The sequence below is a fragment of the Peribacillus sp. NPDC055009 genome, from assembly GCF_053608705.1.
In genome coordinates, this window is sequence record NZ_JBSGVZ010000003.1 from 306,532 (window position 1) to 331,769 (window position 25,238).

The following is a 25,238-nucleotide window of genomic DNA, read 5'->3' on the forward strand; positions in this document are numbered from 1 at the left end:
CCCGACTGTATAAAATTATCAATATTCTGTAAATTAATTATAACCTTGGTAATCTTAGGTTTGTACCTACAAAATGAGGGAAAAAACTATAATTACTTCGGCTATTTTGTAGGATAAAAAAACAGCCTATAAAGGCTGTTTTAGATAAGTCCACCATTCATATCATAAAGCTTTAATGCCATCATCAAATTGAACCGGACTTCAGCGTCATTTAATTCGGCATCCAGAAGCAATTCGATCCTTTCAAGCCGGTATATGAGGGAACTCCGATGAATATAGAGTTCTTCAGCCGTGCCTTTTACATTTCCGTTATTTTGAAGGAATACATGGAGAGTATTGAACAAATCGGTGTTTTTCCCTTCTGAATATTTGATAAGAGGTCCTAGTTGACTCTTCACAAATAAATCAATGGCAGTTGAATGACCCAAATGATGGAGAATGGTATAGGAACCGAGGTCTTTAAAAAGTGAATAACCAGTGTTTTCGAACCGACTACTTACTATATTCAATGCCTGAACGGCCTGCTGATAGCTCACATAATAATCCTGGATATTCTCCGTTTCACTCCCGATCCCCATCAGTACTTTACATTCGATAGATCCCTTCGCGGCCCAGCGCTGAATACTTTCAAAAAGCGTGGCCCAAAACTTTTTTGGCTTATCCCCTTCCATTTCAGTTGAAACAAGTAGAACAAACTTTTCGTCATGTGATGCAGATATAAAAGTGCGATCGAGCTCCGACAGATGAGATTTTATTGAATCCCAAACAAGCGTTTTTTTCGTCTGCTGTTCAAGAAGATTGCTTCCTTCCATTTCACTTACATCAAGCTCTATGGACAAAACAGCCAACCGATGGCGGCTAAACAGGTCCCATTGAAATAAGTTTGCATATTGGATAATGCTTTCTTCATTATCAATTTTTTCTGTCAGCAATTTGCTAATGAAGCTATCCTTTGCCTGTTCTTTTGCATCTAGGACAAGCTTTTGCTTTATAAACTGGATTGAGCAAATATTCCGAGCTAAATCGACCGTCAGACGGTCGAACTCATCCATCTCTACACCAGACCTGCGAATGGCTAGGTAGCCAAGTAAATTGCCACCGCCACTAACTGGCCAGAATGAAAAATAATAGTCTGCGCTAGTGGGATCTTGCATAGTGATAAGCTCGTTCCCTTTTTGGTTACCAAGTTCCTCCTTTGCTCTTTCAGCCAACTGATGTGTATATAGCGGACCACCTTCATGTCCATAGTCGAGAACTGATAACTCCCGCATAAACCGGTCAAATAAGATGACCGAACTTTGAAATATTCCGCCGAGCATGGTTGTGATGCCATCAAAATTGTCAACTTCAACGGTTTCTTTTACAAGCGCTTGCTGAGAATCCAAAAGAAATTGAAGCCTGTGTTTATGATCTCTTTCGCTATGATATAAACGAGCATTTTCGAGCAAAGCGGCAACGTGTTTGGACAACAGCTCCAACATTCTCAAATCATCTTCTGAGAATACACCTGCCCCTTCGTTCCCAACATGCAGGACTCCTATTGGTTTCAGATCATTGAAAAGAGGAATCGTTAGCTGATTCCCACCAGGTGTTTCCAGAAAGGGAAAGTAGTCTTTCAGCATATAATTGTCTTGGATCATGATTTTGTGTGCGTATTCCATCTTCCCGTAAGCAGGTTGTTGGAAAACAAAACAGTTTTCTTTTTCATTATATAAATAAATGCACGCAAAATCGGCATTGGTCCCTTTTCCTGCCCTAGACGTCAGTTCGGCGATATGCTGTTCAAGAGGTGCATCGAGTGAGAGGTTTTTGCTAATCCATTCAATGCCTTCTATTTTTTTCAGCTGTGTTTCCTTTTCCCTCGCCATTGCCATGGCAACTGCCATATCCTTTCCAAATTCCTCAAAGTGAACTTCCATATCCAAAAGCGGGACGAAGCTTAAGAAACCAACTATGCAGAAGCCAAAATGGTGAATGTCGTCTTTGAGGGGGACAGTAAACCATGTTTTAATATTGGCCTTCTTCAATACTTTTGCCATATGGCATTTTTCCGGCACTTCCGCTGTTTTATATGTCATACTTTGACGAAATAATTTGGAGGAACAGTCATCTGTGGAAAATGGAAAGGCCTCGGTTACAGAAGGTATGTTGCCGCTCCACGCTTTCGGTAAAAGCTGCCCGCCCTCTTCTAACACGACACCAACAAAATCGCAGTATAGTTCAGAACGAAAGGAATCGGTCAAGTACTGCAGTGCCTCTTCTTCGGTGTCAATCTTAATCAGATAACGTGATGTCTTTCGCAAATGGTTATCTACTTTTCTCATTAATTTCTCTCTTTTACTGCTAGACAAAACCCTTCCCTCCTTCCTAATTCTCCCTAATCCTATTGTAAATGAAGAAACACATAATGAAAGAGGGAAAACCAAAAATCATAGTACCTGATAAAATTTCATCTGCACATCAGAAGGTCTTCTTATGCCTTCTCCTACAAAAATATTTCGATTTAAAAAAGCATATTCTTTACTCCCTGTCTCAAACAATGGAGCCGTTTTAAAATAATATGATCCAATTGGAACCTCTTCCCCTTGGATGATACGGTCAATAATTTCTTTGGGACCATGCCGGTAACCTTTGTTCACAACATAAATAAGCACCCCCTCCTCTGTTTGAATCGTATAATGGGCAAGTGCCTCCGTCATGCCGTCATATCGAATCATCTGGTAATCCGCGCCACCCGGTAAAACAATTCCTTTTATCCCAGGTCCGGAAAACGTTCCACCCGTTATAGGAATGACTCTTCTTATCCCCGTTCCCACATCCCCTACTTCAAGAGGATCGTCCACATGTATGTTTGCCGTAAAAATATGCTTCAGGTTTATGCTCATTTCCTCTTCCCCTCCTCTCAGTCGTAAATCCCGAAGAGAGTATCTCGTCGGGATTTACGAATATTATTTAGCGGCATTCAAATGATCTTCTGCCGATTCAGGTTTGTCCGCTTCCTTATTATAATTACCATGCTTTTCCTGAACGAACAGCATCGCGAATCCCCCAAGCACAGCGGCGCTTGCAATTGCTGCGAAGTTATACTGGGGCTGCAAGTTCATTGTAAGAAGAATACCTACGAATGTTGGAGCCACTATCCCCCCCATACGTCCAAAAGCCATGGTACTGCCTAGGGCCGTAGAACGCATTTCAGTAGGATAATACTGTGAAACAAATGCATTTGACATATTCTGTACACCCACCGATGCAGCACCTATTACTGAAATCAAGCCATATGCGATAAATGGACTGTTCGTGAAGCCAATGAGCGACAGGGCAATCGCACCACAGAAAAACAGGGGAACAAGTACTTTCTTAAAGCCCAGTTTATCCACCAATCGGCCAAATACTATGGTCCCTACAATAGCTCCGATTTGCATGACCGCAATAAAGGTGAGGCTTGATTTAAGGTCATAACCAGCCTGCATCATAAGGCGTGGAAGCCATGTATTCATCGAGTAAATCAAAATAAATGCGCTGAAGCAGGAAATCCAGAACATTACGGTGCTTATTGCACGTTTTTGTTCAAACAATTTTATAACAGGTGAACCTGGTGTTCTCTCTTCAGGTTTCTTAAGTTCTATTGCCTCTTTCACGTTTATTGTAGGATCAATCTTGGCAAGAACTCTCTTGGCTTCTTCCACTCTACCAGTTTGAATTAGGAAGCTAACAGATTCCGGTATGACTTTGATTAACCATGGAAAGAACAAAAGAGGGATTCCCGCGAGCCAGAAAACGGGCTCCCAGCCAACAGTCGGCAGAAGCGACCGGCTTGTAAGTGCAGCTGCTATAGCTCCAACCGAATAACCACAAAAAACGAATGACACGAGAGCAGAACGGATGTGCTTAGGTGCAAATTCAGTGGTCAAGGCAATAACATTTGGCATGACTCCCCCTAGGCCAATACCGGCAATAACCCGAAAAATTATAAACATTGTCGGTCCATTCGCGAACCCAGATAGCAGTGTGAAAAAGCTGAAGAGGAAAATGGTCAACAAGATAATTTTCTTTCTGCCCAATTTGTCTGCAAGTAACCCGAATACGATTGCGCCGGCCGCTGTACCCATTACCGTATAACTACCAATTGCACCTGCTGTCACATCCGATATTCCCCATTCCTTAATAAGGGATGGAACAACAGCCCCGTATATGACAACATCATATCCATCAAACAAAATGACGAGAAAAAGCCAGAAAACAAGCCAAATATGGAATGAATGGATGCGGCTTCCGTCAATTACTTTCATTGGGTTAATCAACTTCATTATTATTGCCCCCCTTTAAATTTAGATTTCATTTAACAAATCGTACCCTGCACCAATAGCAAACGCTTTCATTTTTTTTGTAACCTCTGTTCCCTCCTTTTAAGTAACTGACTTTTCCGTAATCTAATTTTATTAGCTGGCTGTAAGGATTGTTAGCCACTTAATGTAGGAAAAAAGAAGTTTATTTTCAGTTATTATGTAGTCTATTCGGATAGGGTAACCTATCCAACTAGTAAAACAGCTTAGTGATATATAAGAAAGAAGACGTTCGCTAATTTAATTTGCACAGTTTTCATTCGACTAATATTTATAGTGTTTTAGAAAAGCAGGGAACTCCGTTTTCAAATCTCCCGTGATCCTAATCTCTTTCGATTTCTAAACAATTTATAAAGGGTGAGCCCCTATGGCTACTAGCCTTGTTTGTTATGGCCTTATCAGTATCTTCTACCGAGTCTACTATTCATTTGAAAATTGCTTGTTAGTTTCATATTAGTTTATTTAGAGTTTTTTCCTTCTACTTTTTTGTTTGATTTCAAATAGACTGCAAAGCTTTTCTGGAAGAAGACCTTTGCAGACTTTTTGTTTCTTTTTTTACTGAGATAAAAATTTCGGATTTCCATTGGAATCCACTGCACACTAAGAAACCCTTCCGTATGATTCACGGAAGGATTTAGCTTCAATTCATTTTTCTCTCTTCAGTTCTTTTTATTTTCTTTACCTTTTACGTGTTTATCTAAGAAATTAATCAAGATTTTCATGACTTTTGGTTGCATCCAGTGAGTTCCACCATGGCCAGCACCTTTTACAACATAATAAGTGGAATCAACCCCTTTGTTAATTAAATTTTCGTGTAATATTTCAGTCTGGTTTGGTGAAACAAGTGTATCTTTATCTCCGTGCATGATTAAGAACGGAGGTGAATCCTTAGTGATATATGTGATGGGGTTTGCTTTGGCTGCTTTTTCAAGATTATCAAAAATCGAACCACCAGGGCTCATTACTGAAGGTCCATTTACCCACATACCTTCTGGTGCGGAAGGAGATTTGTGAAGGGCCTGAATCTCTTCTGAAAAGCCATCTCCAACTCTCGTTAAATCAGAAAGCCCATATAAATCGATAACCGCTTTCACATCACTGCTTTGATCTAGATTTTCCCCTTTCTCGAATTCCGCCAAACCACTAGTTATTCCAGCAAACGCAGCAAGATATCCGCCAGCTGAACTACCCATTACAACGATATTCTCAGGGTCGATATTAAATTTTTCAGCATTGGCACGCAGGTAGCGAATGCCCGCTTTAACATCTTCAAGTGGTGAAGGGAAGGTACTCTGAGGCGTAACCCGATATTCAATACTAGCGACAACGTAACCTGCCTCTGAAATGGTCATTCTTTGTTGTACAGACTTATCGTTATTAGCTGACATGAATCCACCTCCTGGTACAAATACAACTGCAGGAAGTGGTTTTTTACCTTCAGGCTGTAATATATCCATTTCTAGCGGAACATTGGAATCACCATAAATAGGTTGCTGAGAGTAAACAACATCTGAAATTAAATTAACAGAAGGTTCCTTAATAGGGACTTCTAACATTTTAGCCTTGTTGTCAGCTGCACTAGCAAGTGGAGTAGCAACAGCAAGAATACTAACCATTAGTAAAGAAAGAAAGGGAGCCTTTTTTATTTTCATTCAATTATCCTCCTAGAATATATTTTAAAGATTAATGATAATAACCCATAGGATGTATTGATTTTTTGAGCGCTTACATAATCTACACTCTTACTCAACCACGTCCATGAATTGTATCCTCCTTTATTAGGACCAAACTGTAATGGAAGCGCTGACAAACCATCAGATAGTCTCTTAGGTATTTTTTCCTTGTCTTTATATTAATAACTTGCGTGTAAAATTGTTAGCCGCTTTCTGTAGGAAAAAGGAAATGTGTTTTTGTATGTTTTGAATACTAACCTGGAAGAGAAAATTTTCCCTTCTTTTCAAAAGAGATTCATCGAGGGATTTACATATCTCTAAAATCTCCTAAAGGAAGCTTTCAATAAACTACTTATTACAAGGGTTCTGTCGACTAAGTTTTTTGTCAAAATGCTGGGAACCGATGATATATATCGATGAAGAAAACACATATGTGGAAATTAAGTAGAGGTTTAGAAGAGTATCCAAGAATCTTCTGACGAGTCTTTCTTTTACTAAACCAAATTACAGTAGTTACGTTTGTGATTAAGAGATTGAATACAAGCTGACTGCAACAGGTATCGGCCTTGTCATTTTTTAAGCCTATTGCATGTCGAAGGGTAAATGGGTTCATTTCCGCGAATGTTACACTTATATAATGAGATGATGCCTATACTATCTTCCTGTTTTCTGGAAAAAAGAATGAATTTATTGTGTTTTAATGGTAAATTCCTTTATAATGCGCATTAGATGATTTTTTAGCATTGAATACGAGAGGAGACTGAAATATGAAGAAACTATTGTACCCAATCATCATTGGATTATTGGCAGTTGTTCTGACGGCTTGTGGTTCGAACGATGAAGCTGATAAGAAAAATGACGAGAAAGAGACTAAAACAACTGAGAAAGAAACGGCTAAAGCAACTGAGGAACAGCAAAAACAGATGGAAGAAATGCAGAAGAAACTAGACAAGCAAAAGGTGGATGAAAAGAAAACGGTGGCCATCGTCAATGACGAAAAAATTTTAGGTGCGGAATATAATACCGTGTTGTCCACCACACAAATGCAGATGCAGCAATTCGGACAAGACCCGACAACCAAGGAGGGAGCCAAACAAACTAAAGAGCAAACGCTCAACTCTTTAGTGGGGCAAACATTACTGCTTCAAGCAGCTGATAAAAAGGGCTACACAGCTTCCAAGGCCGAAATTGATAAGCAACTTGCCGAAATCAAAAAGCAATATGAGAGTGAAGAGAAATTCAAGGAAGCGATGAAGCAAGCAGGCATGAATGCGGAAACGCTGAATGCTCAGATTGCAGAGAACATCCCATATACGAAGTACGTTGAAAAAGAAATTAAAGTGGAAGAAGCAACTGATGAAGAAATCCAAAAGTATTATGACCAGGTTGCAGAGCAAGCTAAAACAAGCGGACAGAAGGTACAGAAACTCGAGGAAATGAAGCCGCAAATCAAGGAACAACTAGAGCAGCAAAAGAAACAAGAAAAGCTTGTGAAGCATGTGGAAGAACTTCAGAAAAATGCTAAGGTCGATATTAAGATTTAATGATGAAAAGAGCTGCCAATTATGGCAGCTCTTTCTTTATGGTCTTTGGTCCGCCCACTAACACCCAAGGCGTTTCAATTTTATTTATTCACCCGTTTTAGAGAAACGTGCAATTCTTTCTCCTATTTCATCACGAACACGTTGGAAGGTAGCCCATTTTTCTTCATCTGTTCCTTCCGCTCTTGCCGGGTCATCAAAGCCCCAATGTTCACGTCTCACATGCGTTGGCGTCATTGGACATTTGTCTGCCGCATCACCACATAATGTAACGACAAAATCGGCATTATTCAATATGTCAGGGTCGATGATATCCGATGTTTGATTGGAGATGTCCAATCCAACTTCATTCATCGCTTTTACAGCTTTTGGATTTAACCCATGGGCCTCGATTCCTGCGCTAAGCACTTGCCATTCGTCACCTAGATATTTCTTACCCCATGCTTCAGCCATTTGGCTTCTGCAAGAGTTCCCTGTACATAAGAAGTAAAGTGTTTTTTTAGCCATGCTGTTTCTCTCCTTTGTTTGTAGTAAGTGTTTAATGAATGATTTGCAGCCATATATATAAGCCGGCCAATGTGATGAACAATGTTGGGATGGTTAAGATGATTCCCGTTTTAAAATAAGTTCCCCATGAGATTTTCACGCCTTTTAATGAAAGGACATGCAGCCACAATAACGTAGCCAAAGAACCGATAGGAGTGATTTTCGGGCCCAAGTCCGAACCGATGACATTTGCATAAATAAGGGCCTCCCTGATTGCGCCTGTTGTATGGGTGTCGGAAATGGCAAGGGCATCAATCATAACGGTCGGCATGTTATTCATAAGTGATGACAGAATGGCGGCGATGAAGCCCATCCCGATCGTTGCTACAAATAATCCTTGATCGGCGGTAACTTGGATTAAATCCGTTAATACATTCGTCAAGCCAACATTTCGCAGGCTATAAACCACTACATACATACCAATTGAGAAAAAGACGATTGCCCATGGTGCGCCTTTAATAACGTTTTTTGTGTTGACCGCTGGACTCCTTCTAGCCATCATGAGGAAGAAGATGGCAACAATGCCTGCAATCATCGATACAGGTACTCCAATAAACTCACTTGTAAAATAACCAACCAGCAATACTCCTAATACTATCCCGGAAAGCCTAAACATTCTTAGGTCTTTAATGGCTTCCGCTGGTTTTTTAAGCTGTGATACATCGTAATTTTCCGGTATGCTTTTTCGGAAAAATAAATATAAAACCAAGATGCTTGCTATAAGTGCAAAGATGTCCGGTACGATCATTCTGGAAGCAAACTCGGCAAAGCCGATATTGAAAAAGTCTGCAGATACAATGTTTACAAGATTACTCACCACTAAAGGCAGTGAGGTTGTATCAGCAATGAACCCACTTGCCATGATAAAAGGGAAAATCATTTTATCACTAAATTTCAAGGCTCGAACCATTGCTAATACGATTGGTGTGAGGATAAGGGCGGCTCCGTCATTCGCAAAAAAAGCAGCCACAAGAGCACCAAGGATACTTACATAGACAAACATCCTTACTCCATTTCCCTTGGCGGCTCTCGCCATATGCAGTGCTGCCCATTCAAAAAATCCTATTTCGTCCAAAATAAGCGAGATGATGATGATCGCGATGAAGGCGAGTGTTGCGTTCCAAACTATCGATGTCACGTCTATGACATCAGTAAAGTCCACCACTCCAACAAGTAAGGCCAAAACCGCACCGCCACAAGCTGACCATCCGATTGACAATCCCTTCGGCTGCCAGATGACGAGAAGAAGTGTTAATAAAAAGATGATAACTGCCAAAATAACTGATCCCACTGAAGTAGTACCTCCTAGTTAGTCACAACAAATCCGTTTTCCTTGTGCTGTTAAGTTTTCTAATTTAAAGTTTTGACTTGGCAAGTCCTTGATGACCGTCTGAATAAATGTGTAATGGGAAGAAGACGGGTTTAACGAGTAAAAAACCCATTGTCCCCTCCTCGCTTCATTCACGATCCCGCTATCTTTCAACTTTCGTAAATGCTGGCTGATAGCGGGCTGGCTCATCTCGAATAGGTCCACAAATTCACAGACACAGCATTCATGCTCAGCCATGATCTTAATCATGGTCAAACGGGTTTTATCACCTAGTAATTTAAGAATGTTTGCCGTGGTTTCCAGATCCAACGCTTCATTCATAGTTTTTCATCCCTCCTAGCACAAAGTAAATAAGTATATGCTTATGTGATTATTCATCATCATTGTATAAGCATATTCTTATTTAATCAAGCATTAACTATCCAAAAAAATAATTTCAAAGTCTCTGCTTATGAAGAAACTAGCATGCACTTCCCCTCGACTAGTGTGGGGAAATCTTTATCTAAAGACTCTATTTAGGGTGTTGTTGATTTTCCTTATGTACTAATAGGACAGGTCAGTTTAATAAAAATGAAAGAGATGCTTATTAAGTCAGCATCTCTTTTTATGAATTACCAATTTTCAGCGTGTTTTTGTATGAGTTCAATCATCCGAATTATAGAAGGAGAAAGCCATTTATCCTTATGATAAGTCAAATATGTTGATATGGAGGAATGGTGTTGTGGAATAATTTCACCTTTTAGTTTATTGCTTTCTAATTCTTCTTTGACCGAAAAGTAAGGAACTAGTGATATTCCTAAACCACTTTTAACGCATTGTTTTATTGCTTCTATACTTTGGAATTCTAAACTTTCTGTTACGTTCATATTCTGATGGCGAATATATTCATCAAAAACCGATTTATAACTACATCTAGATTCGGAGTACAGTGCTGTTTGAGATAACTCTTTTACATCTAGAGGGCTGATTAAAACCATTCTTTCTCTTATAAGTTTTTCAGAGTAAAGTTCTTCTTGTCTCCACCCATCTTTTTCTAATAATAAGGCAATGTCAATTTCCCCATTTTGAAGGCTTTTTGTAACATCATAATTTTCAAGTGATTTCAATGAAAGCTTCACTTTAGGATATTTCGTTTTATATTCGAGAAGAAGCGACGGAATTCTACAAATCGTTAAAGATTCAGAAATCCCTAAAGTTAAAGGTCCTTGTGGTTCTTTGTCAATATTTAATGACTGATTATATAGTTCAATGATCTTGGTGGCATAAGACAAAAATTCATTTCCATAGTGAGTTAATATAACTTTCTTTCCTAAGCGATCAAATACTGGTCTACCTAATTCCTTCTCCAGTTCTTTGATGTGAGTAGTAATGGAGGATTGTGCATAACCAAGATGTTCTGCCGCCTTATTAAACCCACCTTTTTCTACTATTGTTTTAAAAGTAATCAATTGACGGAGCTCCATTTATAATTATATCTCCTTATGTTCAATTTTTTTGAATTAAATTATCTAATATATCAATTTTACTAAATCAAATATAGGATTTAAACTAATATCAAACAGTTGTTAAATCAAATACTAATCAGAAAGCAAAAATAGGAGGCAAACATCATGTCGGATATAAATTCATTATTTGAACCATTTAATATAGGAACAATTACATTAAATAACCGAGTGGGCGTGGCACCAATGACGCGTATTAGTGCTACTGAAAAAGGTTTTGTCACGGATAAAATGATTAAGTATTATAGTTCCTTTGCTGAAGGCGGTTTTGGGCTCATTATTACTGAAGGAACCTATATTGATGATAAGTATAGTCAAACGTACGATTTTCAGCCAGGTATTGCTTTTGAAGAGCAAGCACAAGAGTGGAAAAAAGTTGTTAATGCCGTTCATTCTGCAGGATCAGCAATCTTTATGCAGTTACAACACACTGGGCCATTATCCCAGGGAAATCGATTTACTGATGAAACAGTCGCTCCCTCTTCTATTCAACCAAAAGGAGAACAGCTAAAATTTTATTTAGGGGAAGGACCATTTCGATTACCTAGAGAAATAACAAAAGAAGAATTAGCCTATGTTAAAAACAGTTTTGTTGAAGCTGCAAAACGAGCTAAATCCGTTGGCTTTGATGGGATAGAACTACATGGAGCAAATGGTTATTTATTAGATGCGTTTCTAACGGAATATACAAACCAACGTACTGATGCCTATGGTGGCACAACAGAAAACAGAGTTAGGTTATTAGTAGAAATAATTAATGAAGTTAGAAAATCGGTAGGAGACGACTTCACTATTGGTATTAGGATTTCACAATCAAAAGTGAATGATTACTCCTATCATTGGTCAGGCAAAGAGCAGGACGCCGCAATTATCTTTGGAGCATTAGGAAAAACAGGTCTTGATTATATTCATGTAACAGAATATAAAGCATGGCAGCCAGCATTTGAAACAGGAAAGACCTCACTTGTAGCACTTGCCAAAGAGTATAGTCAATTACTTATAATCGCTAATGGAAAGTTAGAGAACCCAGAAAGAGCTTCTGAAATGATTAATAATGGTCATGCTGATATTATAACTTTAGGCAAAGGAGCATTGGCTAATCATGACTGGGTAAAGAAAGTTCAAAATGAAGAACCTTTGGAAGCGTTCGATTCGGAAAAAGTATTACACCCAACTGCTGTTATTAAAGATTTCGAATTGTAGATGAAGAATAAAATGCTTAACAACTCCTATCCAAAACTAATTTAATTCTGCATCTCGAAATAAAAAGTATCCATATTAAAAGACCAGCCTGACTTAAGGCTGGTCTTTCATTTCATTTACAACAAGATTTATTTTTAATTTCCAATCTCACTGGAACGGGACTGCCACAGCAAGAACCATCCTTAGTTTCAGTTGCTGGGGTATCAGAGTCGCAGGAGCTAGATGTCAGGTTCACACTGCAAACTCCTGTTTCAGGGAGTTCCAAATGTACTTCTTTTGCTCCCTCTATATCGCCAGTAAGATAAGCCACTACCGAACGGACTTGTTCGTAGCCTGTCGCCAGTAAGAATGTAGGTGCTCTTCCATAACTCTTCATGCCAACAATGTAGAAGTTCTTTTCAGGGTGTCGTAATTCCTGTTCACCATGAGGCCGCACTGTTCCGCAGCTATGAATATTGGGATCAATTAGCGGAGCAAGCGCATCTATGCTTTCCACAGCTGAATCAAGGTTTATCCTTATTTCATTTAAAAAGGATGTATCAGGTCTGAAACCCGTACTCACAACGATTTCATCGATCTCACCGATTGTGGTTTTTTCTCCATCAAGTTCCCCCACCACAGTGATTTTATCATTTGTTGGATACACTCCGCTAATATGAAAGGGAGTAAGAATATTGATTCGTCCAGACTCCACTAATTGCTGAATTCTAATGCCAAGTTCTCCGCGAGCTGCCAAGCCGTCGTTTTCTTGTCCGCCGTACACTTCATGGATTTGTTTTTTACGAAGAACCCAGTAGATCTTGGTATCCGGAAACTTTTGCTGTAAGGTTGCGAGATCTAATAGGGCATTTATTGCAGAATGTCCGCTCCCGATCACCATGATCGATTTATTTTGATATCTATTTTCCAATTGGACGACATTTGGAATGCCATAGTGGATTTGATTGTGTAATTTTCTCTCGGCATTCGTCCAGATACCATTGGAAAGGATAGGGTTCGGATTGCTCCAAGTACCTGATGAATCAATAACAGCCTTCGCTTCAATGACTGTTGTGTCACCATTCACTTCTACATAGAGTTGAAAGGGAACCGTGTCCCGCTTTCCTGTTTTCAATTTATCGTGAGCCTTTTTGGCAACACCGACTACTTTTGCTTGTAATAAGATGTTTTCATTAATTTCCGGAAGGTTACTTAGCGGCAGAAGGTATTCTTCCACCAATTCGCGACCTGTTGGCAAAGCTTCTTGGTTGGGTGAAGTCCACCCAGACTTCTCAAGTAATTCCTTTGCTGTTTGATCGATGTTATACTGCCATGGGGAAAACATTCTGACGTGTCCCCACTCCAGCATGCTGGAACCAACCGAATCCCCCGCTTCCAATACGATAAACTTCTCTCCTTTTTTCAGTAAGTGAGCGGCAGCGGCAAGCCCTACAGGACCCCCGCCTATAATGGCTACCCGCAATCCTGTTTTATCAAATTGATCCATCATTATTCCCTCCTATATTAAAAGTTGTAAATTGCAAGTATTATTGAAAATTATACTACCCCCAAGGAGTAGTACAGCATACGGAAGACTTCAGCATTTTATCATTAAGCAATTTCAGCGAACGCACGACGGATTCCTTTTCAAACTCATTCATTGTCTTGAAGATTTCATTCAAGTAATCATTCATTTGCTGATCGACTAATTGATTGACCTTCATTCCTTTATCGGTCAGAGAAAGAATAGAAATTCTCCGATCTTGAGCATCTTGTGTTTTTGTGACTAAATTCAATTTTATTAAGGATTGGATTTGTCGGCTGAACGTCGTAATGTCCGTTCCCAATGTTTCTGCAATTTGCTGGATGGAAGCGTTGTTTTGTCGGTTTATTTCATACAGGATATGGCTTTGAACGAGAGAAATTTCAATTCCATCTGCACTGCAGCAATTTTTATTCAATAATCCAAAGCGCCTAGTCAAGAGTTGGAAGAGACCTCTTAGGTTTTCATTTTCCATCACTGTCACCTCACTTTATTTATACGCTATTTATTTGCAATTTTCAACTATTTGATTCAACTATTTTTTCATTTATCCTTTTAGCTTATTAAAAGCTGCCATGAAATTTCGGTGAGTTTGCTCTCCATAATAACACGCTTCACCTTTAAAAAAGTTTGTTTCAATGAATTCTTTTGCCTTTCCCACCATAGGTTCACGAGAAGCTAAAACCAGCTTGAAATAAGCATCAAAATAACCAACAGACAATACGCTTGAATGGTTTACTGTCATAATCCCTCCTACCCTCCTAATTGTTTAAAGTAATTTCTCCATAGCCATCACATCGACAAATTCCCCGTCTAAAATTCCCTGGTTCTTAAACACTCCCACTTCGCGATACCCCCGTTTTTTGTACAATCCTTGACCAATCTGGTTAAAGGGAAATGTGAATAACACAATTTTATTGAAGTCATTTTCTATTGCGAGCTTTTCGATTGATTGCAGCAATAAACCGCCAATCCCTTTTCCTCGATGACCTCTTGAGATATAAACGGATAAATCGGCAACCCCATTATAAGCACTACGATTGTTATATTGATTCAAGGAAGCCCATCCAACGATTTCCCCTTCTTGTTCAGCGACAATTACCTTAAATCGACCGCTGTGTTTGGCGAACCACTCCTCCATGTAGGCTTGATCCTTCAGTTCCGTTTCTAACGTGGCAATTCTATCCTCAATCCCTTGATTATAAATTTCTTTGACCGAGCCCATGTCTGTTTCGATCGCTTCCCGAATTATCATATCTTTCCCCCTTCATTTGCCACATGAGTTTTTCAATATTCTATAGTTGATTTATAACACTAATAGTTGTAAATTACAAGTATTATAAATTTTATGCAAAGTAGCCTTAACGAATAATAGAGCTTGAAACAAGAAAACTGCCGAGTGACCGGCAGTTTTTTTCAGCTTTATAAATATTTCCGATGAATACCTTTTCCATCATAGGAAAACAGGACTTCTTTTCCTTCCATGACTGATTCCATATGCACGGGGCGGCCCCAGAGCTGATAGATATATGGCATGACTTTTTCGAGATATTTCAGATCCAGTTCAATATCTTCATACCAATGCTTTAGATAAAGTTCCCCATTGCGCATGAAGTCCCCATCATTTACTGTGATATAGGGGAAACCGCCGTTAACCCTCATACTGACGAGTTGATCACGAACATGTTCCCATGCCTTATCGACGATTTTATAATCCTTGCCCTGCTTTTGGAATAAGTACATATCCTCCCGCATGACCAGATCTTTCGTCAAATAATTGCGGAGAAAGGAAATATCAGATTCGATTTCCCTGACTTCGAACATCTTTTCCCGGCCAGATCCAGGCTTGACGCCCAGCCTGATCATTTCTTCGGTTGGATTATCATAGCGTTCTTCAATATCTTCAAGCACTTTCAAGCCGAGATAATAAGGATTGATACTGGTCCGTGATGGCTGAACGACCCCTGCGTTCAGTTTCGCGAATTCAATGGCTTCCCCTGAGGATAGATCCAATTCACGGATTATGCGCTGATGCCAGTAGGATGCCCAGCCTTCGTTCATGATTTTCGTTTCCAGCTGCGGCCAGAAATACAGCATCTCTTCCCTGATCATCGTCATGATATCCCGTTGCCAATCGGTTAAATCCCTGCTGTACTGTTCTATGAAAAGCATAATATCCTTTTCAGGCCTAGGCGGGAATTTTTTTCTTTTTTTAATGTTGGATTTCTTCGGTTTATCCTTATTATCAAGGTCCCATAAATCATCATATTGTGTGGCTGTCGGTTTTATTTCCTCTTCTTCTTCCTCATCCTCCATCGTCCAGGCAAGCTTTGGTCTCATCAGCGACGGATCGATATGTTCTTCAATGGCTAAAAGTGCATCAAGGAAGGTTTCCACTTCCTTTTTGCCATGCAGGATTTCATATTCACGGATTCTTTCTGCCGTTGCCGACATACTTTCTACCATATCTCTCTTAGTATTATTGAAACGTATATTATTCTTAAAGAAATCACAATGCGCCAAAACGTGGGCAACAATCAATTTATTTTGTACAAGTGAATTGGAGTCCAGCAGAAAAGCGTAACAAGGATCAGAGTTAATGACCAGTTCATAGATCTTACTTAATCCAAAGTCGTACTGCAGCTTCATTTTATGAAATTGCTTCCCAAAGCTCCAATGAGAAAAACGGGTAGGCATCCCATAGGCACCAAATGTATAAATGATTTCTGAAGGGCAAATTTCATAACGCATCGGGTAAAAATCCAACCCGAACCCTGTTGCTATTTCGGTAATTTCACTAATGGCATATTCCAGAGCCTTTTGCTCCGCTTCATTCATCCGATATCCCCCTTGTCTTTCGCCTTTAAACTAATGTATGAAAAAAAGGAGGAAAAATGCCGTGATCATGAGAAAGGTCCTCGATAACAGAAAAAAAACACCTCCATATAGAAGATGTCAGGCCAAAAGTTTCGTGCAGTTCTGCACTTAATCCCTTTGAAATTAAAATTTCGCGAATTCCGTATTCACAGCCTCTTTTTTCGTTCTTGAACGGATCCAGGAAATGATGAGCGCTGCAATGATGACAAAACCTAAGTATCCTGTGACAGGGTATACCGTCCCAACCAATTTAATAAAGCCAACGAAACTTGCAAGGAAAGCGAGGATGCCGACTATAATCACGGATATTTTAAAGCGTTTCGTTTCGGCAGGTACCAACCTGGCGGTGAACGCATACAGCATCCCGACAGCGGTATTATAAATCATTCCTAAAAGGATGATTGATAGGATATATCCCAACCATGGAGAAATCTGATTCGCTAAATGAAGGGTAGGCATTCCTGAGCCTTCTATGCCCTTCAAGTCGGACATCATCCCCAAATTGATCAAGAATAGCAGGATCCCTAAACCGATCCCTCCTAGAATTCCTCCCATACCAGCCACTTTCTTATTCTTGAAGGTCCCTCCCATTACGGCTAGCATGGCTATTCCGGCAGTCATATTATATGAAACATAAAGTAATGAACCCATCATCCAATTCCCGGTTGCAGCCGTTCCTTTACTTGAAGATGAAATGATTTGATTGAAACTTAGATCGGATGTAAAAAATGAATAACCTGAAATAATGATCATGATAACAAATAAAAACGGTGTGACGGCACTAATGATGGACATTATTTTATTAACATTAAGTAAAAGCGTACCAATCGTGAGCACCGTCATGACGATTGCACCGACAATGCTTGGAATCCCGAATTGTTCCTCAAAAATCGTTCCGGAACCGGCAATCATGATGACTGTAACGCCAAACAAGAAAAATGTGATGATAATATCGACCACCCTGCCTATATAGCGGCCACAAATATGATCGATGATGCTTTTATGGGAGCGTGTTTGGAGAGTGCTCCCCAGCTGGGTAACTTGCATGCCTAAAAACGCGAATAAAGCTGTCGCCACCACAATTCCCAATACACTGTAGATTCCAAAACTCGTGAAGAACTGTAATACTTCTTGTCCTGAAGCGAAACCTGCTCCAATGATGATTCCAATATATGCTCCTGCAAGATTTATACTATTTTTCATATCAAATACCACCCTAATTATATGATTATTCTGACAATTTAAGTTAAAAGAAATATCTTCCCCTTCATCATGATCCTGTTCTTTAATAGCCTCCCAGCTTCAAGTTAACGGGCCGATGTCCATGAAGCCGGGAGTTCTTTTATTCTTACTCTTATTTATTAGGATATCTTTTACTATAGGAAGTGAATTCATCGATCGCAGCATAATCGACTTCATAGCCAATGCCTGCCGCCTTTGGGACGGTTATGACACCATCTTCCACTGTAACCTCTGGTTGGATGATGTCTTTGTGCCAATAATTCGCGGATGCTGCCGTATCACCAGGCATCGTGAAGTTATCAAGTGTTGTCAAAGCGATATTATGAGCACGCCCGACACCAGATTCCAACATGCCTCCACACCAAACCGGTACGTTCCTTTCTTTACATAATTCATGTATTTTCATTGCTTCCGTTAAACCGCCAACCCTGCCGATCTTAATATTAATGATTTTACAGCTTCCCAATTCAAGGGCTTTTCTTGCATCTTCGACGGAATGTATACTTTCATCCAAGCAAATCGGTGTTTTGATTTCCGCTTGTAATGTGGCATGATCGACAATATCATCTGATGACAAGGGCTGCTCGATCATCATTAAATCAAATTGATCAAGTTGTTTCAGTAATTCGATGTCTTTCAGCCGGTAAGCGGAGTTTGCATCTGCCATGATCGGAACATCAGGATAACGATTTCGTACTTCCCTTATTACATCTACATCCCATCCTGGTTGTATTTTAATTTTGATTCTTTTATACCCATCCCTCAATCCAGCTTCTATCTTCGCCAGTAATTCAGATACCGTTTTTTGGATGCCGATGCTGATTCCAACATCGATTTTTTCCAGTTTTCCGCCTAAAGCCATACTTAATGGAATATTCTTTTCTTTCGCATATAAATCCCAGATGGCTCCCTCGATTGCCGATTTTGCCATATTATTTTTACGAATATGCGAGAACATATCCGATACATCACGAGGATGCTCTATTTCTTTATCCAATACAAGCGGAATCAGGAAATCCTCCAGCATGGTCCAATTGGTTTTTATGGTTTCTTCGTTATACCAAGGTGCTGAAAACGCCACAGATTCAGCCCAGCCCGAAAGCCCTTCTCCATTTTTCACTTCCACAAGAATGAACTCCTTATCCACAAACGTTCCAAAGCTTGTTGTAAAGGGAGCTACCAAATCCATATTTAAATGACGTAAACGCACTTCTGTTATTTTCATCCCGAATCCCCTCTTATTCTTGTATTTTTAATAAATAGTTTTGAATGTTTTTACCTTTTTCCCGTTCGATCCCGGCTGCAACATATCCTTTGGCAAAAAAGGCTTTGAATAATTCACCGGTTTTTAACCGCCAATCAATCGCAAGGCGAAGATCAGCTTTTTTGATTTGTTGAATATCTGTCGGAATGGGTATGGCAATCACCTCGGCATTGGTTTCGAAATGATAATCCTTGATGTAAGGAAAGCCTTGGTCATTCATTGCTGTCGTTACGAGGTGTACGGCTTCATCAGGAAGCGGAGTCTCTTCCTTTGCTTCCTGCCGTATATTCCATTCCACCATGAATCGATCTGTGGACAGTCCTTCATTGAGGGTATCCTTCATATTTCCATAACAATCTTCCATATATGTAGAGCAAACAGCTTTTAGCTTACCGATATTCAAGTTTGCATTCACACTTTCCAATGGATCATACGTCCATGTGATCAAGTCGTAGCCTTTTTTTAGTGCTTCTTCTTTTTGTGCAAGTTTAAGTAATCTGCCGTAGCCCTTCTTTTGATGGTCCGGATGGATGGCTAACATATGTGAACAAAGATATACCCTTCCGTCTTTGAATCCCGGGAAACTGTATTGAAACCCGACTAACTGGCCATTGATATAGCCGCCTAAAACAAGCCCGCCGTTTTTGACTGCCGTAATCGTCTGATGGATGGGAACGCAATCCATACCCCATACGAGGGCTTCCAGTCGCTGCACCTCTTGTAAATCCTCTAATGTGGATAGGGATTTAACAATTAATTCATCAGTCATGTAAGTGGCCCCCATCCCCATATTTCTCGAAAGTCAGTATGATGGCTTTGACCAGGATTTCAATTCCCGATAACAAAGCATCTTTGTTGAAAGTCATGTTCGGATGATGGAGCCCTGGTGCCAAATCACAGCCCAATCCAAGCATCGTCGCTTTGAGTTCAGGTCTTTTCAACGTATAAAAATGAAAATCCTCTCCCCCGGTTGTAATGACAGGAGCTACCAGATTTTTTTCCCCGAGTGTATCGGCTATCGCTTCAGACATTATTTCCTGGGCTTGATCGTTCACGGTTGCTGCAGCAACACAGGTTCCCGGTTCGAGTTTCATTTCGACTCCATGGACAATGGCCAAAGATTCTGCAACCTTTTCCACCTTTTTGGTGAGCTCTTCCATCACTGCATTATCCTGTGCCCTTAAATCCAAGGAAAAAGTGGCTCTCCCCGGGATGATATTGGAACTTTCGCCGCCAGCAAAAAACTGCGTCATTTTTACGGAATAAGGGATCGACGGATTGAGATGGATACCATTTAACAAAGTGATGAATGCCGCTCCTATCTCGATGGCATTTTGTCCTTGATGCGGTCTGGCTCCATGCGCATCAGTTCCCGCTATTTCACCTTTAATAAACTGAGCGGCTCCATGCACAATGGCTGGCGCCGCTTGCCCATCCTTCACTTCCTCAACCGGCCTTAAGTGCACTCCATAAAGGAAATCGACATCATCCAATACCTTTTCTTCAATCATCTTCAAGGCGCCCGTACCTTTTTCTTCGGCAGGTTGAAAAATGAACTTCAGCTTCCCGCTAGGATGAAAGTCCATTTCCCTCAATACCAGGAATACTCCAAGTGCCAAGGTCATATGACCATCGTGTCCACACGAATGATTGGCTTGAAACGTGCCATGCACCTCCTGCCAAAGTGCATCGATATCCGATCGTAACCCGACCGTAAAATTCCCATCCCCGATTTCCCCAATCACTCCTGTACAGTCCTCGAATGTTTTCACCGTACACTGATTCTCCGTTAAAATATTTGAAATGAAAGCTGTCGTATTCACTTCATTCCAACTCGTTTCAGGATTTGCGTGTAAATGGTCAAAAATATCGAGTATACGCGGCCTTAATTTTTCGATAGATTGTGTGATATCCATTTCTGTCTCCCCCTTGTATCCCGGTTTAATCGGCTTGTTCCCCAAACTGGTGGAAGTTTTACCTCAAAAGAAATAATCGTCTTGATTGAACGCATCATATATAGCTTTTCTTTCTTTGAAACCCTGTTCGTCCTTAATCGATACACCAGCTACTAAACTATTCAATAATGAGAATAAAACCGGTGCGGTATCGATCGTGGAAGTCCTTGGTGTTGAAATGGGCAGTAAAATGTCAGTGTATTCAGCAATCGGAGCCAGTTCGGAATCCGTAACCCCAATTACAAATGCACCCGCTTTTTTGGCCATTTCCGTTATTTTCACAGTCTCTTTAACATAGCGGTGAAATGAAATGGCCACAAAAACGGAATTTTCAGTCATTTTATCCAACAGTAAAAATATATCATCAGTATCAGGGCGATATAAATGAACCTCTTCCCTAACAAGCCTAAGCGTAAAGGTTAACCAATGTGCTGCCGAAAATGATAAACGGTGTCCGGATATTAAAACATTGTCAGCTGCCGCCAATTTATCGACTGTTTTGGAGAAATCTTCATTTGATAAATTTTTCATTGTCTTTTCGATGCTGATGATATCCTGCCCCATCACCTGAGCCATGAAGTTTGGCTGACTCGCGGCTTCAAGTTTTGAAGAATGATATTCATTCAAACTGCTGCTCTCGTATATCAACTGATTGCGAATAAGCTTTTGAAGCTCAGCATATCCACTTAACCCTAATGAATAGCAAAAGCGGATGATGGTCGTTTCACTCACCCCAATATCCTTTCCGAGCTTTTGAGCTGAAGTGACTGCAAATGTATGTGAATGCACTAACAAGTATTTTGCTACCTTTTTTTGACCAGTAGATAAACCAGGGAATACTTCTTTAACTTTTTGCTGTAAATCCATAAAACATCCCCTCTGAAACAAGATATGAATCCAAAACTTTTTATATGACAATATGAAGTTTTCGCTTCAACAATAATAGAGAGTATTTTATCACAGGACTTTTAATAAAACAATAATATTCTGAATTTTTAATAAAAAAGAAGGAAATGCTTCAAGCACAAAAAAACCACGGAGATGGACTCCGTGGTTTCAGTTTGGCGGCAAAATGGGGTTCATAGTCCGAATAGTGAGGTGAACTTAAACGGCCGAATACAGTGCGGGGTAGGTCGAATACTGTGCCTCAACGGTCGAATACGGTGTGGTTTAGGTCGATAAACTGCGTCAACGGCCCAAGACAGTCGGCGGAAAGGGAGCGGATTTCTGAAATCAACTGAACATTTTAAAATAAAAAACTGTAGGCAAACTGAGTTTTCATCGAGTTTGTCTACAGTCTGAAACCACGAAATGTACTGGTGGTTTTCCTTCATTTATTTTTTATGACGCTTTGCATAGCCACATCGTTTGCATAATTCTTCAACTGCACATCTTCTTGAAAAACCATCATACATATTTTTCGCCCGTTCACCATTTAAAATGTCTTCAAGTGATGTTTCGAATATATTTCCCAGCGGTATTTTGCCTTCACTATCCAAGCAACAAGGTACGACTGTACCATCCACCAAGATGCCTAATTGATCTCTAAGGGCATAGCAGAAAATATTTTCATCGATAATGTCACGGTCCAATTCCGGCCACTCGAATTTTTCGGCCATGTTTATATAAACCCTGTCCCTCAACTTTATATTATTCTTTTGCTGAAGAGCTTCACATAAGCGAATGTCCAATGAAAGCTTCTCCTCCAGCATGCTCAGAATATCATCGTTCAGGCCATTACTCGCTTTTAATTCATCCGTATCCATATTCCATAAACGAATGGCACAAATCACTTCGCTTTTTTCATTTGCTTCATTAATAAAATCGGCAATATTACTGACATAAGAGTCAAGACTATTGCTCGTATCGTTTGCCTCAAAGCTATGAAGTGAAATATTCACCTGCCGAAGGGCTTTTTTGGAGAGCAGCTTGTCTTTGACCTTTTGAATCAAAGTACCGTTCGTTGTAATATTAACCTTCAGGTCATTTTCAGCACTGATATCCAGGAATGTACCCAAATTTTTATTTAAAAACGGTTCACCCATCAGATGAAAATAAATATGATCGGTGTGTGGTTTGATTTTCTTGATAACATCCGTAAACCCTTCAGGATCCATGAATTTCAGGGTCCTTTGCAGACTGGAGCTTGGACAAAAATTACACTTCAAATTACATATATTCGTAATTTCCACATAAACTTTCTTAAACTTTCTCATTTTCTAATACCCCTACAATCAAGCTTATTGTTTCATTCTGATACTAACTATACTTGTTAGCTGCTCATAAATGCAATGAAAACTTCATGGAAGCTGAACGGCTGCCATCATTCCCCACTGGCAGCTAATCCGAAATCCACCATTTCCCGGACAACCTTAAACAAAATCAGAAAAAAACATCTTCTCGAGGTGAAGATGTTCTGTAATGCATCCCTTAAGTTTTCCGGTTGTTCCGATCTCACTTTCCTTTTTGTTCCGTGACCTTCAAACTAAGTAATTTTTCATTTTTCAAATCATGTTGTACAGTCACGATGACATTGAACTTCTGACCTTTATTCTCGACCAAAAATTTGAAATCGTCTTCGACTAGATTTTTCGCTACTGTTTTTCTGCCCTTATATTCGTAATCGGTAATCTCAACTTCAGGATAATCTGCCTGAACTATTGTAATCGCAATCTTTCCGTATTTTTCGTAATCGGGTTTTTGGGCTTGTGCTGAAATGGCCCCTGCTTGCATAATCAAAAAAATACCCATTAGCATCACGATGACTTTCTTCAAAATCTTTCCTCCTCATACTTTCCGGTTAGTATTATTATGTAAAATTGTTCAGTTGTTATGCAGCTGCTTTGCTTCTTTTACAAGCATGATTCCAACTAATCGATTCCTCTCCCACTCCTCAGGAAACACAGTCAATGGCGGATTGGTTTCATCCACTAAATAACTAAGTTCAATCGTCATTCCCGGGCGGCGGAATTCAGTTATGAACCAATCCGTATATCCGCTTCCTACCGCTTCTTTGTCCGGAAAGGTCAGTTCATATCCAGTCAATTCGGCAGTCTTTTTCGCAATGCCATAATCCCTCGCCATATTTTTCCGTTTATTATTGTAATGCCAAAAGATTTCCCGTCCTGAGGTATGATAGGAAACGGCAATAAGGGGATCGATCTTTTTCGTGAAATCCGTAAGCGCTATAGCTTCAGCTGCTTCAAGTGGTTGTCGGCCCTTATAAAATTGATACGTCGGTTTTGTTTCATGACTCATGACTTCTTTCCATCCAGCCGGATACTGCCTATTTAAATCAATGCCATTAGCGTTGGCTTTCCACCGGGACCAATTCCTGCTATATCGATTCATTTTCCATACCGCAGCCTTTTCAAGAACATTTAAGTTGGATAAATCTCCTTGCTGGATGCTGACGCCATCTGGATTCAGCATCGGGATGAACCAGATGCTCACCTCATCCAATGATTCCGTCCGATATTCTCCAACAGGTTTGCCCACTCGATATGCGGCTGCATATTCTTCAAGCATGCGCATTAAAAGTTTGGAGCTGAGCCATTCCCGTCCATGATGTGATCCCACCAGCAAAATCGATCTTTTTCCTTTTCCTAACCTGACTGCCTTTATATTTTTCCCCTTTTCAGTTTGTCCGATAATTTGAACGTCCAATTCATACTGCTTTTGGATTCCTTGCAGATCCATTTCCATCTGTTCTGGGGAATACACTTTTGCCGCCAGCGATGGTTCAGGGAAAAAAAGAAGCACCAGTATTCCAATTACCATTATTTTTCTCATGTACTCACCTTTTATTTTTATTCAGGTAAAAAGCAACAACCGCGTTCCAAATACATCGCCACTTATTGTAAGGAAATGTTCTGTCATATCTGAACAAAATACAAATAGCTCCTTAATAAGGGGGAGAAGAACATGAGGATTGCTGATTATGATCAGGCATTGTTTCACACGCATCGTTCTGATTGGGACAGCTTGTTAGTATTGATGGTTCGAACGAAAGATCACTTTCTTTCAAAAAAAATAGAACATTTTCTGCACGCTTACAGGTTTGAGCATGATTATCAAATCGTTCAATCCCAGCTGTATGCACTGCTTCGTTATCTGGATCATGCGGCAGAAAAAACAAGTGATTATTTAAGTGAACTTCCAAGCTAAAATCAACTATAGTTTTTGCAAAACGGGAAAAATTATACAAGAGGATCGATTTTCGGGGATATAACTTTGGCTG

24 protein-coding genes are annotated in these 25,238 nt (G+C 39.9%); 3 read left to right on the forward strand and 21 right to left on the reverse strand.

The annotated features are described in order from the left end of the window. Positions 1-140: 140 nt before the first annotated feature. The 4 genes from ACWF5P_RS07705 to ACWF5P_RS07720 form a co-directional block, all read right to left on the reverse strand. A complete protein-coding gene (locus ACWF5P_RS07705) occupies positions 141-2,351 on the reverse strand; it encodes a helix-turn-helix domain-containing protein (protein WP_434168734.1) in 2,211 nt (736 codons plus the stop codon). 78 nt (positions 2,352-2,429) lie between these two features. After that, positions 2,430-2,885 (reverse strand): DUF3237 domain-containing protein, encoded by a 456-nt coding sequence (locus ACWF5P_RS07710; RefSeq protein ID WP_434168733.1) that lies wholly within the window; start codon positions 2,883-2,885, stop codon positions 2,430-2,432. 63 nt (positions 2,886-2,948) lie between these two features. Further along, positions 2,949-4,307: an MFS transporter gene (locus ACWF5P_RS07715; RefSeq protein ID WP_434168732.1), complete on the reverse strand. Its 1,359-nt coding sequence runs from the start codon at positions 4,305-4,307 to the stop codon at positions 2,949-2,951. 695 nt (positions 4,308-5,002) lie between these two features. Next, positions 5,003-5,995, reverse strand: a complete 993-nt coding sequence (locus tag ACWF5P_RS07720) for an alpha/beta hydrolase fold domain-containing protein (protein ID WP_434168731.1) — start codon at positions 5,993-5,995, stop codon at positions 5,003-5,005. 788 nt (positions 5,996-6,783) lie between these two features. On the opposite strand from ACWF5P_RS07720, the gene ACWF5P_RS07725 reads away from it, so the two are divergent. Next, positions 6,784-7,560 (forward strand): SurA N-terminal domain-containing protein, encoded by a 777-nt coding sequence (locus ACWF5P_RS07725; RefSeq protein ID WP_434168730.1) that lies wholly within the window; start codon positions 6,784-6,786, stop codon positions 7,558-7,560. Positions 7,561-7,644: 84 nt separating this feature from the next. Here the strand turns inward: ACWF5P_RS07725 and arsC are convergent, their stop codons facing one another. The 4 genes from arsC to ACWF5P_RS07745 all read right to left on the reverse strand — a co-directional run bounded on the left by arsC (position 7,645) and on the right by ACWF5P_RS07745 (position 10,896). Beyond that, positions 7,645-8,064, reverse strand: a complete 420-nt coding sequence (gene arsC / locus ACWF5P_RS07730) for an arsenate reductase (thioredoxin) (protein WP_434168729.1) — start codon at positions 8,062-8,064, stop codon at positions 7,645-7,647. A 31-nt stretch (positions 8,065-8,095) separates the two neighbouring features. Next, the gene (locus ACWF5P_RS07735; RefSeq protein WP_434168728.1) at positions 8,096-9,394 is read right to left on the reverse strand and encodes an arsenite/antimonite efflux transporter; all 1,299 of its coding nucleotides are present in this window, start codon (positions 9,392-9,394) and stop codon (positions 8,096-8,098) included. A gap of 18 nt (positions 9,395-9,412) precedes the next feature. Continuing rightward, complete coding sequence (locus ACWF5P_RS07740; protein ID WP_101224312.1) at positions 9,413-9,754, reverse strand: ArsR/SmtB family transcription factor; 342 nt, start codon at positions 9,752-9,754, stop codon at positions 9,413-9,415. A 290-nt stretch (positions 9,755-10,044) separates the two neighbouring features. Further along, on the reverse strand, positions 10,045-10,896 hold the full coding sequence (locus tag ACWF5P_RS07745; RefSeq protein WP_434168727.1) for a LysR substrate-binding domain-containing protein: 852 nt from the start codon (positions 10,894-10,896) through the stop codon (positions 10,045-10,047). A gap of 147 nt (positions 10,897-11,043) precedes the next feature. Here ACWF5P_RS07745 and ACWF5P_RS07750 point away from each other — a divergent pair, with 147 nt between their 5' ends. After that, on the forward strand, positions 11,044-12,138 hold the full coding sequence (locus ACWF5P_RS07750; protein WP_434168726.1) for an oxidoreductase: 1,095 nt from the start codon (positions 11,044-11,046) through the stop codon (positions 12,136-12,138). Between the two features lie 112 nt (positions 12,139-12,250). On the opposite strand, the gene ACWF5P_RS07755 is transcribed toward ACWF5P_RS07750, so the two are convergent. The 13 genes from ACWF5P_RS07755 to ACWF5P_RS07815 all read right to left on the reverse strand — a co-directional run bounded on the left by ACWF5P_RS07755 (position 12,251) and on the right by ACWF5P_RS07815 (position 24,790). Beyond that, positions 12,251-13,624: an FAD-dependent oxidoreductase gene (locus tag ACWF5P_RS07755; protein ID WP_434169614.1), complete on the reverse strand. Its 1,374-nt coding sequence runs from the start codon at positions 13,622-13,624 to the stop codon at positions 12,251-12,253. Positions 13,625-13,679: 55 nt separating this feature from the next. Beyond that, positions 13,680-14,135 (reverse strand): MarR family transcriptional regulator, encoded by a 456-nt coding sequence (locus ACWF5P_RS07760; RefSeq protein ID WP_434168725.1) that lies wholly within the window; start codon positions 14,133-14,135, stop codon positions 13,680-13,682. Positions 14,136-14,207: 72 nt separating this feature from the next. Continuing rightward, complete coding sequence (locus tag ACWF5P_RS07765) at positions 14,208-14,405, reverse strand: hypothetical protein (protein ID WP_434168724.1); 198 nt, start codon at positions 14,403-14,405, stop codon at positions 14,208-14,210. 24 nt (positions 14,406-14,429) lie between these two features. Further along, the gene (locus tag ACWF5P_RS07770) at positions 14,430-14,915 is read right to left on the reverse strand and encodes an arsinothricin resistance N-acetyltransferase ArsN1 family A (protein ID WP_434168723.1); all 486 of its coding nucleotides are present in this window, start codon (positions 14,913-14,915) and stop codon (positions 14,430-14,432) included. Between the two features lie 167 nt (positions 14,916-15,082). Continuing rightward, positions 15,083-16,498, reverse strand: coding sequence for a SpoVR family protein (locus ACWF5P_RS07775; RefSeq protein WP_101224313.1), 1,416 nt, complete (start codon positions 16,496-16,498; stop codon positions 15,083-15,085). Positions 16,499-16,660: 162 nt separating this feature from the next. Further along, the gene (locus ACWF5P_RS07780) at positions 16,661-17,740 is read right to left on the reverse strand and encodes a YkvI family membrane protein (protein WP_434168722.1); all 1,080 of its coding nucleotides are present in this window, start codon (positions 17,738-17,740) and stop codon (positions 16,661-16,663) included. 151 nt (positions 17,741-17,891) lie between these two features. Continuing rightward, complete coding sequence (gene menC, locus ACWF5P_RS07785) at positions 17,892-19,004, reverse strand: o-succinylbenzoate synthase (RefSeq protein ID WP_434168721.1); 1,113 nt, start codon at positions 19,002-19,004, stop codon at positions 17,892-17,894. 13 nt (positions 19,005-19,017) lie between these two features. Then, positions 19,018-19,812: a GNAT family N-acetyltransferase gene (locus tag ACWF5P_RS07790; RefSeq protein ID WP_452444761.1), complete on the reverse strand. Its 795-nt coding sequence runs from the start codon at positions 19,810-19,812 to the stop codon at positions 19,018-19,020. Then, positions 19,805-20,959, reverse strand: a complete 1,155-nt coding sequence (locus ACWF5P_RS07795; RefSeq protein ID WP_434168719.1) for a M20 peptidase aminoacylase family protein — start codon at positions 20,957-20,959, stop codon at positions 19,805-19,807. Before ACWF5P_RS07795 ends, ACWF5P_RS07790 begins: the two co-directional genes overlap by 8 nt. Positions 20,960-21,022: 63 nt before the next feature. Continuing rightward, positions 21,023-21,865 carry an SIS domain-containing protein gene (locus tag ACWF5P_RS07800; protein WP_434168718.1) on the reverse strand — a complete coding sequence of 281 codons (843 nt, stop codon included), beginning with the start codon at positions 21,863-21,865 and terminating at the stop codon, positions 21,023-21,025. Between the two features lie 467 nt (positions 21,866-22,332). Continuing rightward, positions 22,333-23,214, reverse strand: a complete 882-nt coding sequence (locus tag ACWF5P_RS07805; protein WP_434168717.1) for an SPASM domain-containing protein — start codon at positions 23,212-23,214, stop codon at positions 22,333-22,335. Between the two features lie 238 nt (positions 23,215-23,452). Continuing rightward, positions 23,453-23,773 (reverse strand): DUF3889 domain-containing protein, encoded by a 321-nt coding sequence (locus ACWF5P_RS07810; RefSeq protein WP_101224319.1) that lies wholly within the window; start codon positions 23,771-23,773, stop codon positions 23,453-23,455. A gap of 48 nt (positions 23,774-23,821) precedes the next feature. Continuing rightward, a complete protein-coding gene (locus ACWF5P_RS07815) occupies positions 23,822-24,790 on the reverse strand; it encodes a M14 family zinc carboxypeptidase (RefSeq protein WP_434168716.1) in 969 nt (322 codons plus the stop codon). Positions 24,791-24,922: 132 nt separating this feature from the next. Here ACWF5P_RS07815 and ACWF5P_RS07820 point away from each other — a divergent pair, with 132 nt between their 5' ends. Next, on the forward strand, positions 24,923-25,165 hold the full coding sequence (locus tag ACWF5P_RS07820; protein ID WP_048689737.1) for a YhdB family protein: 243 nt from the start codon (positions 24,923-24,925) through the stop codon (positions 25,163-25,165). Positions 25,166-25,238 lie beyond the last annotated feature (73 nt).

Coding starts and splice junctions, on each gene's coding strand:
- menC (WP_434168721.1), bottom strand. CDS start 19,004: ATGAAAATAACAGAAGTGCGTTTACGTCATTTAAATATGGATTTGGTA.
- ACWF5P_RS07770 (WP_434168723.1), bottom strand. CDS start 14,915: ATGATAATTCGGGAAGCGATCGAAACAGACATGGGCTCGGTCAAAGAA.
- ACWF5P_RS07820 (WP_048689737.1), top strand. CDS start 24,923: ATGAGGATTGCTGATTATGATCAGGCATTGTTTCACACGCATCGTTCT.
- ACWF5P_RS07800 (WP_434168718.1), bottom strand. CDS start 21,865: ATGGATTTACAGCAAAAAGTTAAAGAAGTATTCCCTGGTTTATCTACT.
- ACWF5P_RS07740 (WP_101224312.1), bottom strand. CDS start 9,754: ATGAATGAAGCGTTGGATCTGGAAACCACGGCAAACATTCTTAAATTA.
- ACWF5P_RS07760 (WP_434168725.1), bottom strand. CDS start 14,135: ATGGAAAATGAAAACCTAAGAGGTCTCTTCCAACTCTTGACTAGGCGC.
- ACWF5P_RS07790 (WP_452444761.1), bottom strand. CDS start 19,812: ATGACTGATGAATTAATTGTTAAATCCCTATCCACATTAGAGGATTTA.
- ACWF5P_RS07720 (WP_434168731.1), bottom strand. CDS start 5,995: ATGAAAATAAAAAAGGCTCCCTTTCTTTCTTTACTAATGGTTAGTATT.
- ACWF5P_RS07745 (WP_434168727.1), bottom strand. CDS start 10,896: ATGGAGCTCCGTCAATTGATTACTTTTAAAACAATAGTAGAAAAAGGT.
- ACWF5P_RS07775 (WP_101224313.1), bottom strand. CDS start 16,498: ATGAATGAAGCGGAGCAAAAGGCTCTGGAATATGCCATTAGTGAAATT.
- ACWF5P_RS07750 (WP_434168726.1), top strand. CDS start 11,044: ATGTCGGATATAAATTCATTATTTGAACCATTTAATATAGGAACAATT.
- ACWF5P_RS07755 (WP_434169614.1), bottom strand. CDS start 13,624: ATGGATCAATTTGATAAAACAGGATTGCGGGTAGCCATTATAGGCGGG.
- ACWF5P_RS07765 (WP_434168724.1), bottom strand. CDS start 14,405: ATGACAGTAAACCATTCAAGCGTATTGTCTGTTGGTTATTTTGATGCT.
- ACWF5P_RS07795 (WP_434168719.1), bottom strand. CDS start 20,959: ATGGATATCACACAATCTATCGAAAAATTAAGGCCGCGTATACTCGAT.
- ACWF5P_RS07710 (WP_434168733.1), bottom strand. CDS start 2,885: ATGAGCATAAACCTGAAGCATATTTTTACGGCAAACATACATGTGGAC.
- ACWF5P_RS07805 (WP_434168717.1), bottom strand. CDS start 23,214: ATGAGAAAGTTTAAGAAAGTTTATGTGGAAATTACGAATATATGTAAT.
- ACWF5P_RS07780 (WP_434168722.1), bottom strand. CDS start 17,740: ATGAAAAATAGTATAAATCTTGCAGGAGCATATATTGGAATCATCATT.
- ACWF5P_RS07715 (WP_434168732.1), bottom strand. CDS start 4,307: ATGAAGTTGATTAACCCAATGAAAGTAATTGACGGAAGCCGCATCCAT.
- arsC (WP_434168729.1), bottom strand. CDS start 8,064: ATGGCTAAAAAAACACTTTACTTCTTATGTACAGGGAACTCTTGCAGA.
- ACWF5P_RS07725 (WP_434168730.1), top strand. CDS start 6,784: ATGAAGAAACTATTGTACCCAATCATCATTGGATTATTGGCAGTTGTT.
- ACWF5P_RS07815 (WP_434168716.1), bottom strand. CDS start 24,790: ATGAGAAAAATAATGGTAATTGGAATACTGGTGCTTCTTTTTTTCCCT.